Genomic DNA, 12,257 nt, shown 5'->3' on the forward strand with positions numbered 1-12,257 from the left:
GGTTGGGGCCGATGCTGCAGCCGTTGCCTTCGACTTCGGAATACTCCTGCAGCGTGGCTGCGGGAAGGGAATCGCCGACCTTGATCATGTGTGAGCTCCAAAAAGAAAAACGACCCACATTGTGGGCCGTTTTTTATCGGGGCGCAGGAGCCGGATTAGACCGCTTCTGCCTTTTCGACCAGGCGGGTCGCGACCCAGTTCTTGGTCTTGGAGATCGGACGGCTTTCGGTGATCTCGATCACGTCGCCGGTGTGGTACTCGCCCTTTTCGTCATGGGCGTGGTACTTGCTCGACTTCGCGACGATCTTTCCGTACAGCTCGTGCTTCACGCGGCGCTCGACCAGGACCGTCACGGTCTTGGCGCGCTTGTCGCTCACGACCTTGCCGATCAGGGTGCGCTTGAGGGAAGTCCTGGCTTCTGTCATGTTCTGCACTCCTTACTTCGAAGACGAGGACTTGGCTGTCTCTTCGCTCTTCTTCTGGGCAAGGATGGTCTTGGCCCTTGCGATGTCGCGGCGCGTGACGCGCAGCGTGCCGGTGTTGGTGAGTTGTTGCGTCGCTTTTTGCATGCGAAGGCCGAAGTGAGCCTTCTGCAGCTCCTTCACTTCGTTTTGCAGGCCGGCGATGTCTTTCTGGCGCAGTTCAGTCGTTTTCATTGTTCATCACTCCTGAATCACGAGCCGATCATGCGGCTGACGAATGTCGTGCGCAGCGGCAGCTTGGCAGCAGCCAGCCGGAACTGGAAGCGGCACAAGCGCCGCGCCGGCCGCTGACGGTAAAGGAGAATAAACATGCTGCAACCCGCTCGTCGCAAATACCGCAAAGAGCAGAAGGGCCGTAACACCGGCATCGCCACCCGGGGCAACTCGGTGGCTTTCGGTGACTTCGGCCTGAAGTGCACGGACCGTGGCCGCCTGACGGCCCGCCAGATCGAAGCCGCGCGCCGCGCGATTTCCCGCCACGTCAAGCGTGGTGGCCGCATCTGGATCCGTGTGTTTCCCGACAAGCCGATCTCCCACAAGCCCGCTGAAGTGCGGATGGGTAACGGCAAGGGCAACCCCGAGTACTACGTGGCCGAAATCCAGCCGGGCAAGGTCGTGTTCGAGATCGTCGGCGTGCCCGAAGAACTCGCCCGCGAAGCCTTCAAGCTGGCCGCCGCCAAACTGCCGCTGCGCACGACCTTCGTGTCGCGCCAGCTGGGCACCTGAAGGAGGAGATGAAATGACGAAAGCCAACGACCTCCGCCAAAAGGACATCGCCGGCGTGGAAGCCGAAGTCAAGAGCCTGCAGAAGGCCCACTTCGGCCTGCGCATGCAAAAGGCCACGCAACAGCTGACCAACACCGGCACGCTGCGCATCACGCGCCGTGACATCGCCCGCGCCAAGACCATCCTCGGTCAGAAGCGCGCATCTTCCACCGAAACCAAGGAGTGAACATGACGGAAGCCAAGACCTCCCTCAAGCGCACCCTCATCGGCAAGGTGGTGAGCGACAAGCGTGCCAAGACCGTGACCGTGCTCGTCGAGCGCCGCGTCAAGCACGAGCTGTACGGCAAGATCGTGATGAAGTCGAGCAAGTACCACGCCCATGACGAAAAAGGCGAGTACCACACCGGCGACGTGATCGAGATCACCGAGAGCCGCCCCATCTCCAAGACCAAGAACTGGGTCGCGTCCCGCCTGGTCGAGAAGGCGCTCGAGGTCTAAGACCGCACCGCTGCCCGCAGCCCGCGCTGCAGGCGACGCCGAAACGGCCCACAATCGTGGGCCGTTTCTTTTTTTGGCTAACCCATTTAACGAGGAGATCCCATGATCAAAGTCGGAGACACGCTGCCCGAAGTGACGCTGATGGAGTATTCGGAAGTCGAGGGCGAAGGCTGCAGCATCGGCCCGAACCCGGTGAAGGTGGCAGAGGCCACCAAGGGCAAGACGATCGCGCTGTTCGCGCTGCCGGGCGCCTTCACGCCCACCTGTTCGGCCAAGCACGTGCCGGGCTACGTGGAGAAGTTCAACGAGCTCAAGGGCGCCGGCGTCGACGAGATCTGGTGCGTGAGCGTCAACGACGCCTTCGTGATGGGCGCCTGGGCGCGCGAGCAAAACAGCGCCGGCAAGGTCCGGATGCTGGCCGACGGCAGCGGCGAATTCGCCAAGGCCACGGGGCTGACGCTGGACTTGACGGCCCGCGGCATGGGCGTGCGCAGCAACCGCTACTCGATGCTGGTCAAGGACGGCAAGGTGGCTGCGCTGAACGTGGAAGCGCCGGGCAAGTTCGAAGTGAGCGACGCCGGCACGATGCTGTCGCAAGCCAGGGGCTGATCTTTTTTGGTGCGCCAGCGGCAGGTGGCTGGCGCGGACGATCGTGCAGCGCACCCCGGCTGCCGACAATCACGGCTCGCCCGCGGTTGTCGCACTGATCAGGCCACTTTGAAATCGCGCAGCGATTTCAAAGTGAAGCTTTCAGATAATGCGCCCCGGCAATCGGGTTGTGGTAGTAAGGCGGGATGTCTTGGAACCCCAGTTCCTGGTACAGCCCCCGCGCGGCTTCCATGTCGTCCAGCGTGTCGAGCAGCACGCAGGCATAGCCGGCCTGCCTGGCGGCGTCCAGGATCGCTGCGGCCAGCCGGCGGCCCAGGCCGAAGCCGCGGAAGGCCTTGCGCACGTACAGGCGCTTCATCTCGGCGGCGTTCGGGTAGTCGGCCGCGTCCAGCGGCCGCAGCGCGCAGCAGCCCGCCAGTTCGCCGTCCACCCGCGCCAGCAGCAAGGCGCCGCGCGGCGGCGCATACTCGCCCGGCAGGTTGGCGAGTTCCGCCCTGAAGTCCTGGAAGCACAAGTCGACTTTCAGTCCCCGCGCATATTCCTCGAAGATCTCGCGGGTTTCCTGCAACTCGTGCAGGGTGCGGGGCGTCATCAGCTCGATGACATTGGTCTCGGCCATGTCGAGGCGCGCGGGGAAGTGGCGGGATCGTCCAGTCTAGCGGCTTCGGACAGGCCGCAACCTCCGGCCGCGGCGCGAAAAATCGGCGAGCATGGCGCGTTGGCAGCTGGGCAAAATTGCGGAACTTCTGGATGAGCCGGCGATCTCATGTGCGCCAGTCACAACAAGAACACATGAACGAACTGCTCCAGAATCCGGCCGTACAGGCCGGCGTGGTCCCCTTCCTCATGGCATTGGCGGCGTCCGCCGTGCTGGGCAGCACCCGATTTCTCGGACTGGGCCAGGTCGGGGGTTTCCTCGCGCTGGTGGCGCTGGCCATCGGGTTCTCGTTCGAGCCGATGACGGCCATGCGCAAGCTGATCGTGCTGGGCACCGCCAGCGGGCTGGCGGTGCTGCTGCTGGAGGTGCCGCGCCAGCCGCGCAAGGAGGCCGCCTGGGGCGTGTTGGCGCTGTTGGCGCTGGGTACCGTCTGGATGCTGTGGCGGCTGCTCGTGCAGCGTGAACTGCCCTTGGCGCTGCTGGCCGGCGGCCTGTCCGTCGCCTTCGTCGTCGCGCTGGCCGCATCGATGCTGCACGTTTCCGCGCGCAGCCCGATCGAGGGCGCCGCCGCCGGCGTGATGATCGGCCTGGGCATGGGTGCGCTGGCGGTGCTGGGCGCCTCCGCCGTACTGGCGCTGGCCGCGATTTCGGTGGGCGCCGGCGCCGGCGCCGCCTTGCTGGTGCAGATGCTGCGCGGCCAGTCGGCGCCGGTGGGAGCCAGCATCGCCTTGCCGGCGGCCACCGTGGCCGCTCTGGCCGGCGTCCTGGCAACCCAGACCGCCTCGCTCCCATGGTTCGCGTTGCTGCCCGTGCTGGCGGCGCCCTGGGCCGTGCGGCTGGTGCCGGCGCGCCTGCAGGCCGTCTGGCTGCGCGCCTTTGCGGCCGCGGCGCTGGCCCTTGTCCCGATGCTGGTTGCCGTTGCCGTTGCCTGGGCGGCAGCCCCCGGCGCCAGCTGAGCGGACGACCTCCCTTTTTTCAACGACAGAGCATGACCATGACCCGAATTTCCAAGCTGATGCTGGCCCTGCTGGCGCCGTTGCCGGTGCTGGCCGCGCCGGTGACCTACGGCATCGACTCGCTGCATTCATTCCCCAACTTCACCATCAACCACCTGGGGATGACCACCATTCACGGCCGCTTCGAGCGCATGACGGGCAAGGTGGTGCTGGACACGGCCGCCAAGACCGGCTCGCTGGAAGTGAAGATCCCGACGGCCACCGTCTCGACCGGCGACTCCCGCCGCACCGACGGCGCCCGCTCGCGCGACGACCACCTGCGCAACGCCGACTTCTTCAACAGCACCGAATTCCCGGAGATGGTCTACAAGTCGACCAAGTTCAACTTTGCCGGCGACAGGCTGGAAAGCGTCGAAGGCACCCTGACCCTGCTGGGCGTGACCAGGCCGCTCAAGCTGAACGTCACCTCGTTCAACTGCGGCCCGCACCCCTTCAACAAGAAGCCCATGTGCGGCACCTACGCGGAAGGCACCATCAAGCGCACCGACTTCGGCATGAAGTTCGGCGTGCCCGGCATTTCGGACGAGGTGAAGCTCGCCATCGGCGTCGAAGCCTACCCGGAGTGATGTTCGAGCGCGCCGCCGCCCGGGTGGCGCGCCTCAGCCTTGCGCCAGCAGCTTCTCGATCAGCTGGTGCAGGTCGGCGAAGTCGGGCTGACCCACGTAGCGCTTGACGATTTCGCCCTTCCTGTCCACCAGGTACGAGGTGGGCGTGAGCTTGACGTCGCCCCAGGCCTGCGCCACGGCACCGGTGTTGTCGATGGCGACGCTGAAAGGCAGCTTGCGCGTCTGCGCGAAGTTCACGACATAGCTGGGCGGGTCGTAGCTCATGGCCACCGCCATGTGGTCGTAGCCCTGGCCCCGGTATTTCTCGAAGGTCCTGACCATCTCCGGCATCTCGGCCACGCAGGTGGTGCAGCTGGTGGCCCAGAAGTTGACCAGGGTGACCTTGCCCTTGAGGTCGGCCGAGGTGCGCTTGGAGCCGTCCAGCAGCACGAAGGTGCTCTGCGGCGCCGGCGCGGCCGAGCAGCCCGCCAGCAGCAGCGCCGCCGCCGAGGCGCAAGCCACCGTCACCGCCCGCAGGCCTGATCGCGCTTTCCCAGCCATCAATTGCATTCCTCTTTGCTCCGGTGCCAGGATGGATTGCGGCCCGGCCGGAAAGTTCGTGCCATTCACGGGGTCAGGCCGCCGCCGCCAGCAGCAAGCGCGTGAGTTCCTGCGGCTCGGTCACCATCGGGTCGTGCCCGGTCGCCAGGGCCACCACCTTGGCGCCGCCGCCGCCGACCCAGGCGCCGTCCCAGAACTTCGCATCGCGCACCCGCCGGCGGATCACGTCGATGGTGCCCAGGGCCGGCATGGTGCAGTCGATGAAGGTCCGCGGCACCCTGGCCACGCGCTGCGCGTCGAAGGCCAGCGGCGCCTGGTAGGTGTGCCCGGGGTGCGGCGTCTGGCGGCGCTTGACCCACGCATGGTCCTGGCCGGCCAGGCCGAAAACGGCCGGGTCCGGCGTCGGGAAGCTGTAGTCGGGGGATGCCTGCGCCGCTGCCAGCCGGGCCTCGCGGGTGGCGCTGGCCTGGCTGCTGCTCCAGCTCTCGCCCGGCTTGGGCACCACCGCGTCGACATAGACCAGATGGCGCAGCCGCTCGGGCATGCGGTCGGCCACCGCGGTGCCCAGCATGCCGGCATATGAGTGCACCGCCAGCACCACGTCCTGCAGTTCTTCCGCCAGCAGCGTGCTCGTCACGTCGGCGATGTGCGTCTCCAGGGTGATCAGCGGCGACAGCAGGTGGGCGCGGTCGCCCAGCCCGGTCAAAGTCACCGCATGCACCTGGTGGCCTTGCGCACGCAGCGCATCGGTCACGCGGCGCCAGCACCAGGCGCCATGCCAGGCCCCGTGGACCAGAACGAAATTGGCCATCAAATCACCTCCTCGGCGCGCAGGGCGGCGATGCGCGCGTCGTCGCATCCCAGCACCTCGCGCAAAACTTGCTCGGTATGTTGTCCCAGCAGCGGCGGCGGCGCATCGGTGCGCACCGGCGTCGCGCTCAGCTTGATCGGGCTGGCCACCAGCTTGACCTGGCCGGCCAGCGGATGCTCCCAAGCATGCACCATGCCGCGTTCGCGCACCTGCGGATCGGCGAACACCTCGGCCAGGTTGTTGATGGCGCCGCACGGCACCTTGGCCGCCTCCAGCGATGCCAGCCAATCGGCCTTGCCGCGCGCCAGCAGCACCGCCTCCAGCAGCGGCACCAGCAACGCGCGGTTGCGCACGCGGTCCTGGTTGCGCGCGAAGCGCTCGTCGCTGGCCAGCTCGGGCCGGCCGGCCACCTGGCAGAACTTGGCCCACTGGCCGTCGTTGCCCACTGCCAGGATGACGTGGTCCTTGCTGCCGTCGGCGGCCGGCGCCACCTCGAACACCTGGTACGGCACGATGTTCTGGTGGGCATTGCCGGCGCGGCCCGGCACCTTGCCGCTGACCAGGTAGTTGGCGCCCAGGTTGGCCAGCATGGCCACCTGGGTGTCGAGCAGCGCCATGTCCAGGTGCTGGCCTTCGCCGGTGCGTTCGGCATGCCGCAACGCCGCCAGGATGCCGACGGTGGAATACATGCCGGTGAACAGGTCGGCCACCGCCACGCCCACCTTCTGCGGGCCGCCGCCGATGTCGTCGCGCTCGCCGGTGATGCTCATGAGGCCGCCGATGCCCTGCACCGCGTAGTCGTAGCCGGCCCGCTCCCGGTACGGCCCGGTCTGGCCGAAGCCGGTGACGCTGCAGTACACCAGCGCCGGATTGACCGCGCGCAGCGAGGCGTAGTCCAGCCCGTAGCGCGCCATGTCGCCCACCTTGTAGTTCTCCACGACCACCTGGCAGTGCGCCGCCAGTTCACGCACCAGCGCCTGCCCTTGCGGGCTGGCGATGTCGCAGGTGATCGAGCGCTTGTTGCGGTTGGTGCCCAGGTAGTAGGCGGCCTCGGCGGTGTCGTTGCCATCCCTGTCCTTGAGGAACGGCGGGCCCCAGCTGCGCGTGTCGTCGCCGCTGCCCGGCCGCTCCACCTTGATCACGTCGGCGCCCAGATCGGCCAGGGTCTGCGTGCACCAGGGGCCGGCCAGCACGCGCGAGAGGTCCAGCACGCGGATTCCATCGAGGGCATTCATGGGCACCATTATGGTGAATCGATAATGCGGCAACGGTTGCGGGAGCGTCCCGCGGCCCTTGCCCCGAAAAGTATTCAATGACCTTGCTCGTGCGCCGCCAGGCGGTGCTGGTGTTTTTCGCCTTTGCGCTGGCGTATTTTTTCTCCGCGCTGGTGCGCGCCATCACAGCGACGCTGGCGCCGACGCTCACGCAGGAGTTCCAGCTGAACTCGCGCGAGCTGGGGCTGCTGGCCGGCGGCTACTTTCTGGGCTTTGCCGCCATCCAGCTGCCGCTGGGCACCTTGCTGGACCGCCATGGCCCCAAGCGGGTGGTGCTGTGCTTTCTGGCCGTGGCCGTGCTCGGCTGCGCCGCCTTCGCCGTCGCCACCACCTTCAGCACCTTGCTGGCCGCGCGCATCCTGTGCGGCGCCGGTGTCGGCGCCTGCCTGATGGCGCCGCTGACCGGCTACCGCCGCTGGCTGACGCCGCCAGCGCAGCTGCGCGCCAACTCGTGGATGCTGATGACCGGCTCGTTCGGCATGCTGGCCTCGACTTTGCCGGTGCAGTGGCTGGTGCCGCTGGTGGGCTGGCGGTCGCTGTTCTGGGGCCTGGCCGTTCTCACCGTGGTGGCGATGCTGGTGATCGCCTGGCAGGTGCCCGCCTGGGACACGAGCGATCCGCCTGCAACCGCTGGCCAGCCCGCGCGCCAGGGCACCTATGCGCAGGTCTGGCGCCATCCTTACTTTCGGCAGATGACGCCGGTGGGCTTCTTCAGTTACGGCGGCATGATCGCCGTGCAGACCCTGTGGGCCGGGCCCTGGATGGTGCGGGTGGCCGGCTACGACCCGCTGGCAGCGGCCGGCGGGCTGTTCACCATCAACGTCTGCATGCTGGCCACGTTCTGGAGCTGGGGCCTGCTCACGCCCATGCTGCAACGCCGCGGCATCAGCACCGAAGACCTGATCGCCTGGGGCCTGCCTCTGAGTTTCCTCGCGCTCGGTGCGCTGGTCGTGCTCGGCCCGGCGGCCGGGGCCGGCACCCTGGCACTGTTTTGCATGAGCTGCACCTTCGTGTCGCTGGCGCAGCCGTCCGTGGGGATGGTGTTCCCGGCCTCGCTGGCCGGGCGCGCCCTGTCCGCCTACAACCTGGTGATCTTCGCAGGCGTGTTCGTCATGCAGTGGGGCATCGGCCTCTTGATCGACGCCTTCGGCGGCGCCGGGCTGGGGATGGTCGACGCCTTTCGCGCTGCCATGGGTGTCTTCCTGGCAACGAGCGTGGCTTCGTATGGCTACTTCCTGTGGAGCAGAAGCCATAATCCCCGGCAAAGCCCATGAACGCCATCCTGCTGATCGCCCATGCCCCGCTGGGAAACGCCCTGCGGCAATGCGCGCTGCACGTCTTTCCGGACTGCGCCGGCAGCGTGATGGCCATCGACGTGCAGCCGAACCTGCGGCCCGAGGAGACGCTGGCTGCCGCCCGCATCGCGCTGGAGCAGCTGCGGCAGATCGACGGCATCAAGGGCGTGCTGGTGCTGGCCGACATCTTCGGCGCCACCCCCAGCAACGTGGCGCAAAAGCTGGTCGACGGCGTCACCTCGCGCCTGATCACCGGCGTCAACCTGCCGATGCTGCTGCGCAGCGTCAGCTACCGCCACGAACCACTCGACCAGCTGGTGTCGCGCGCCGTGGTGGGCGGCACCCAGGGCGTGATGCAAGTGGCCATCACCGCGCCGCAGCAGCAGCCAGTACGCAACCATGATCAAGAAGAACACGACCATCAGCAATAAGCTGGGCCTGCACGCCCGGGCCTCCGCCAAGCTCACCAAGCTGGCGGGCACCTTTCCCTGCGAAGTGTTCATGTCGCGCGGCGAACGCCGGGTCAACGCCAAGAGCATCATGGGCGTGATGATGCTGGCCGCCGGCTGCGGCACCGAGGTGATGCTGGAGACCAGCGGCGAGCGCGAGCAGGAAGCGATGGACGCGTTGCTGGCGCTGATCGCCGACAGGTTCGGAGAAGGCGAATGACCAGGAGCGAGGCTCCATGACCTTCGCGGTCCACGGCATCGCGGTCGCGCGCGGCATCGCCATCGGGCGCGCCGTGGTGGTCGGCTCGGGCCGGGCCGACGTCGCCCACTACTTCGTCAAGCCGCACGAGATCGAGGCCGAGATCGAGCGGGTGCGGGTCGGCCGCGACGCGGTGGTCGAGGAAATCCAGCGCCTGCAGCACACCATCACGGGCATGGGGCCCAAGGAGGCGCCGCACGAGCTGTCGGCGCTGCTGGACGTGCACCTGATGCTGCTGCAGGACGAGGAGCTGATCGACGGCGTCAAGCACTGGATCAGCGAGCGCCTGTACAACGCCGAGTGGGCGCTGACCACCCAGCTCGAAGTGCTGGCGCGCCAGTTCGACGACATGGAGGACGACTACCTGCGCGAGCGCAAGGCCGACCTCGAGCAGGTGGCCGAGCGCATCCTGCGCTACATGAAGGGCATGGCCTCGCCGGTGGCGCAGCCGCCGACGCCGCGCCGCAAGACCCAGCAAGACCTGCTGCTCGACGACAGCGTCGACGTCCCGCTGGTCCTGGTCGCGCACGACCTGTCGCCGGCCGACATGCTGCAGTTCAAGCAGAGCGTGTTCGCCGGGTTCGTCACCGACGTCGGCGGCAAGACCTCGCACACCGCCATCGTGGCCCGCAGCCTGGACATTCCCGCCGTGGTCGGGGCGCGCAGCGCCAGCCAGCTGGTGCGACAGGACGACTGGGTGATCATCGACGGCGACGCCGGCGTGATGATCGTCGACCCGTCGCCCATCATCCTGGCCGAGTACGGCTTCAAACAGCGCCAGGCCGAACTGGAACGCGGACGGCTGGGCCGGCTGCGGCACACGCCCGCGGTCACCCTCGACGGCCAGAAGGTCGAACTGCTGGCCAACATCGAGTTGCCCGAGGACGCGGCCACCGCGCTCAAGGCCGGCGCCGCCGGGGTCGGCCTGTTCCGCAGCGAGTTCCTGTTCATGGGCCGGAAAGGCCGCATGCCCGACGAGGAAGAGCAGTACCTGGGCTACCGCCGCGCGGTGGAGGGCATGGAGGGCATGCCGGTGACCATCCGCACGGTGGACGTGGGCGCCGACAAGCCGCTGGACGAGAGCCGCCGCGACGCCGCCCACCTGAACCCGGCGCTGGGCCTGCGGGCGATCCGCTGGAGCCTGTCGGAGCCGGAGATGTTCCGCACCCAGCTGCGCGCGATCCTGCGGGCAGCGGTGCATGGCCCGGTGAATCTGCTGGTGCCGATGCTGGCGCACGGCAGCGAGATCCGGCAGACGCTGTCGCTGATCGACTTCGCCCGGGCCGAGCTGGACAACCGCGGCGTGGCTTACGGTCCGGTGCGGATCGGCGCGATGATCGAGATCCCGGCGGCGGCGCTGTCGCTGCGCACCTTCCTGAAGTACTTCGATTTCCTGTCGATCGGCACCAACGACCTGATCCAGTACACCCTGGCCATCGACCGCGCCGACGAATCGGTGGCCCACCTGTACGACCCTTGCCATCCGGCGGTGCTGGGGCTGGTGGCCGACACCATCGCCGAATGCCGGCGGCAGGGCAAGGACGTCGCCGTCTGCGGCGAGATGGCCGGCGACGTGCAGTTCACGCGGCTGCTGCTCGGGCTGGGCCTGCGCAGCTTCTCGATGCATCCGGCGCAGATCCTGGCGGTCAAGCAGGAGGTGCTGCGGGCCGACGCGGCGCGGCTGGAGCCGTGGGCGCGCGCGGTGGTCGCGTCGGACGACCCGTCGCAGGCCCTCGAATCCTGAAGGCTACTTCGCCCGCGTGCCGACCACGGCCGCGCCGATGATCAGGGCCGCCGCCAGCGCGATGCTGGCGCTCAAGGCGCGGCCGGTCACCGCCACCAGCAGCGCGGTTGACGACAAGGGCGTGAGGTAGCTCAGGACGCCGATCTGGCGGGGGTCGCCGGTCTTGAGCGCCTTGTCCCACAGGAAGAAGGCGGCGCCCAGCGGGCCCAGGCCGAGCACGGCGATCAACGCCCAGTCACGGGCCGACAGCGTGGCGCTCGGCTCGAGCATTGCGTGGCAAAGCAGCGAGAGCAGTCCAGAGACCAGGCCGAACAAGCCGATGGCGGCGGTCGGGAAGACTGGCACACGGCGCGTCCACAGCGAATAGGTGGCCCAGATGAAGGCCGAGGCCAGCGCCGGCAGGTAGCCCCAGGACCAGGTGCCACTGGCGCCGCTGGCGCCCAGGATGGCGATGGCGGCGCCGGCAAAGCCGGCCAGCGCGGCCAGCACGTGCGTGGGCCTGAGCTTGATGTCGGGCCGCACCATCGGAGCCAACACCACGATCAGCAAGGGCCACAGGTAGTTGACCAGGTTGGCTTCCACCGGCGGCGCCAGCCGCAGCGAGATGAACAGCAGGAAGTGGAAACCGAACAGGCCGTAGATGCCCAGAGCCAGCGTGCCAGCCGGCACCCGCCATTGCCTGACCAGCGGCCAGGCCGGGACGCTGCCGATCACCAGCGCCAGCCCGGTCAGCAGGAACGGTGGGACATGGCGCAGCGTGACGCCCAGGGTGGCGAGCGAGGCCCAGAGCGCGATCGCGCCCAAGGCGTAGAGGTTGGGATGGATGGGCATTTTCACCGTCATCCCGCCTCCGCCGGACCGACGGAATCTAACCGACCGTCACGCCGGCCGCGTGCGCCTGCTGGTCGGCGTGGTACGAACTGCGCACCATCGCGCCGACGGCGGCGTGGCTGAACCCCATCTCGTAAGCCCTGGCCTCGAACATCTTGAAGGTGTCCGGGTGCACGTAGCGGCGCACCGGCAGGTGCGACAGCGTCGGCGCCAGGTACTGGCCGATGGTCAGCATGTCGATGTCGTGGGCGCGCATGTCGCGCATGGTCTGCAGGATCTCGTCGTCGGTCTCGCCCAGGCCGACCATGATGCCGCTCTTGGTCGGAACCTGGGGATGGAGCGCCTTGAACTTCTTCAGCAGGTTCAGGCTGAAGGCGTAGTCGCTGCCCGGCCGCGCTTCCTTGTACAGGCGCGGCGCGGTTTCCAGGTTGTGGTTCATCACGTCGGGCGGCGAAGCTTTCAAAATCTCCAGCGCGCGGTCGTCGCGGCCCCGGAAGTC

18 protein-coding genes and 1 pseudogene are annotated in these 12,257 nt (G+C 67.8%); 10 read left to right on the forward strand and 9 right to left on the reverse strand.

The window, feature by feature from the left end:
• The 3 genes and pseudogenes from JWP65_RS17185 to rpmC (JWP65_RS17195) form a co-directional block, all read right to left on the reverse strand.
• Positions 1 to 88 (reverse strand): annotated as a pseudogene (locus tag JWP65_RS17185) (peroxiredoxin); the annotation flags it as partial.
• Between the two features lie 67 nt (positions 89 to 155).
• A complete protein-coding gene (gene rpsQ, locus JWP65_RS17190) occupies positions 156 to 425 on the reverse strand; it encodes a 30S ribosomal protein S17 (protein ID WP_299765922.1) in 270 nt (89 codons plus the stop codon).
• 12 nt (positions 426 to 437) lie between these two features.
• Positions 438 to 656 (reverse strand): 50S ribosomal protein L29, encoded by a 219-nt coding sequence (gene rpmC, locus JWP65_RS17195; protein ID WP_299765923.1) that lies wholly within the window; start codon positions 654 to 656, stop codon positions 438 to 440.
• Positions 657 to 791: 135 nt separating this feature from the next.
• On the opposite strand from rpmC (JWP65_RS17195), the gene rplP reads away from it, so the two are divergent.
• The 4 genes from rplP to JWP65_RS17215 all read left to right on the forward strand — a co-directional run bounded on the left by rplP (position 792) and on the right by JWP65_RS17215 (position 2,315).
• Complete coding sequence (rplP, locus tag JWP65_RS17200) at positions 792 to 1,208, forward strand: 50S ribosomal protein L16 (protein ID WP_299765924.1); 417 nt, start codon at positions 792 to 794, stop codon at positions 1,206 to 1,208.
• Between the two features lie 13 nt (positions 1,209 to 1,221).
• Entirely contained in the window at positions 1,222 to 1,434 is a 213-nt protein-coding gene (gene rpmC / locus JWP65_RS17205) for a 50S ribosomal protein L29 (RefSeq protein WP_299765925.1), read from the forward strand.
• 2 nt (positions 1,435 to 1,436) lie between these two features.
• The gene (rpsQ, locus tag JWP65_RS17210; RefSeq protein WP_299765926.1) at positions 1,437 to 1,706 is read left to right on the forward strand and encodes a 30S ribosomal protein S17; all 270 of its coding nucleotides are present in this window, start codon (positions 1,437 to 1,439) and stop codon (positions 1,704 to 1,706) included.
• A 102-nt stretch (positions 1,707 to 1,808) separates the two neighbouring features.
• Positions 1,809 to 2,315 (forward strand): peroxiredoxin, encoded by a 507-nt coding sequence (locus JWP65_RS17215; RefSeq protein WP_299765927.1) that lies wholly within the window; start codon positions 1,809 to 1,811, stop codon positions 2,313 to 2,315.
• Between the two features lie 127 nt (positions 2,316 to 2,442).
• Here the strand turns inward: JWP65_RS17215 and JWP65_RS17220 are convergent, their stop codons facing one another.
• Positions 2,443 to 2,934: a GNAT family N-acetyltransferase gene (locus tag JWP65_RS17220; protein WP_299765928.1), complete on the reverse strand. Its 492-nt coding sequence runs from the start codon at positions 2,932 to 2,934 to the stop codon at positions 2,443 to 2,445.
• A 173-nt stretch (positions 2,935 to 3,107) separates the two neighbouring features.
• Between JWP65_RS17220 and JWP65_RS17225 the strand changes: the two genes are divergently transcribed.
• Together JWP65_RS17225 and JWP65_RS17230 are read left to right on the forward strand one after the other, a co-directional pair.
• Entirely contained in the window at positions 3,108 to 3,929 is an 822-nt protein-coding gene (locus JWP65_RS17225; RefSeq protein ID WP_299765929.1) for a hypothetical protein, read from the forward strand.
• 32 nt (positions 3,930 to 3,961) lie between these two features.
• Complete coding sequence (locus tag JWP65_RS17230; protein ID WP_299765930.1) at positions 3,962 to 4,555, forward strand: YceI family protein; 594 nt, start codon at positions 3,962 to 3,964, stop codon at positions 4,553 to 4,555.
• Between the two features lie 33 nt (positions 4,556 to 4,588).
• Here JWP65_RS17230 and JWP65_RS17235 read toward each other — a convergent pair whose 3' ends face one another.
• From JWP65_RS17235 to JWP65_RS17245, 3 genes are all read right to left on the reverse strand, one after another.
• A complete protein-coding gene (locus JWP65_RS17235; RefSeq protein ID WP_299765931.1) occupies positions 4,589 to 5,095 on the reverse strand; it encodes a TlpA disulfide reductase family protein in 507 nt (168 codons plus the stop codon).
• Between the two features lie 73 nt (positions 5,096 to 5,168).
• Positions 5,169 to 5,906, reverse strand: coding sequence for an alpha/beta fold hydrolase (locus JWP65_RS17240; RefSeq protein WP_299765932.1), 738 nt, complete (start codon positions 5,904 to 5,906; stop codon positions 5,169 to 5,171).
• Positions 5,906 to 7,141, reverse strand: coding sequence for a CaiB/BaiF CoA-transferase family protein (locus JWP65_RS17245; RefSeq protein ID WP_299765933.1), 1,236 nt, complete (start codon positions 7,139 to 7,141; stop codon positions 5,906 to 5,908). Before JWP65_RS17245 ends, JWP65_RS17240 begins: the two co-directional genes overlap by 1 nt.
• A 77-nt stretch (positions 7,142 to 7,218) precedes the next feature.
• Between JWP65_RS17245 and JWP65_RS17250 the strand changes: the two genes are divergently transcribed.
• Genes JWP65_RS17250 through ptsP form a run of 4 tightly spaced genes read left to right on the forward strand, consistent with a single transcriptional unit; the run spans position 7,219 to position 10,927 of the window.
• Complete coding sequence (locus JWP65_RS17250; RefSeq protein ID WP_299765934.1) at positions 7,219 to 8,454, forward strand: MFS transporter; 1,236 nt, start codon at positions 7,219 to 7,221, stop codon at positions 8,452 to 8,454.
• Positions 8,451 to 8,906: a PTS fructose transporter subunit IIA gene (locus tag JWP65_RS17255; protein ID WP_299765935.1), complete on the forward strand. Its 456-nt coding sequence runs from the start codon at positions 8,451 to 8,453 to the stop codon at positions 8,904 to 8,906. The genes JWP65_RS17250 and JWP65_RS17255 overlap by 4 nt, the downstream gene beginning before the upstream one ends.
• Positions 8,875 to 9,144, forward strand: coding sequence for an HPr family phosphocarrier protein (locus JWP65_RS17260; RefSeq protein WP_299765936.1), 270 nt, complete (start codon positions 8,875 to 8,877; stop codon positions 9,142 to 9,144). The genes JWP65_RS17255 and JWP65_RS17260 overlap by 32 nt, the downstream gene beginning before the upstream one ends.
• A 16-nt stretch (positions 9,145 to 9,160) precedes the next feature.
• Positions 9,161 to 10,927: a phosphoenolpyruvate--protein phosphotransferase gene (ptsP, locus tag JWP65_RS17265; RefSeq protein ID WP_299765938.1), complete on the forward strand. Its 1,767-nt coding sequence runs from the start codon at positions 9,161 to 9,163 to the stop codon at positions 10,925 to 10,927.
• Positions 10,928 to 10,930: 3 nt separating this feature from the next.
• Here the strand turns inward: ptsP and JWP65_RS17270 are convergent, their stop codons facing one another.
• A complete protein-coding gene (locus JWP65_RS17270) occupies positions 10,931 to 11,752 on the reverse strand; it encodes a DMT family transporter (RefSeq protein WP_299765940.1) in 822 nt (273 codons plus the stop codon).
• A 43-nt stretch (positions 11,753 to 11,795) separates the two neighbouring features.
• A partial coding sequence (locus JWP65_RS17275) for a radical SAM protein (RefSeq protein WP_367280526.1) occupies positions 11,796 to 12,257 on the reverse strand: 462 nt, incomplete at its 5' end.

This window comes from Ramlibacter sp. (assembly GCF_028292805.1).
Classification (GTDB): domain Bacteria; phylum Pseudomonadota; class Gammaproteobacteria; order Burkholderiales; family Burkholderiaceae_C; genus Ramlibacter.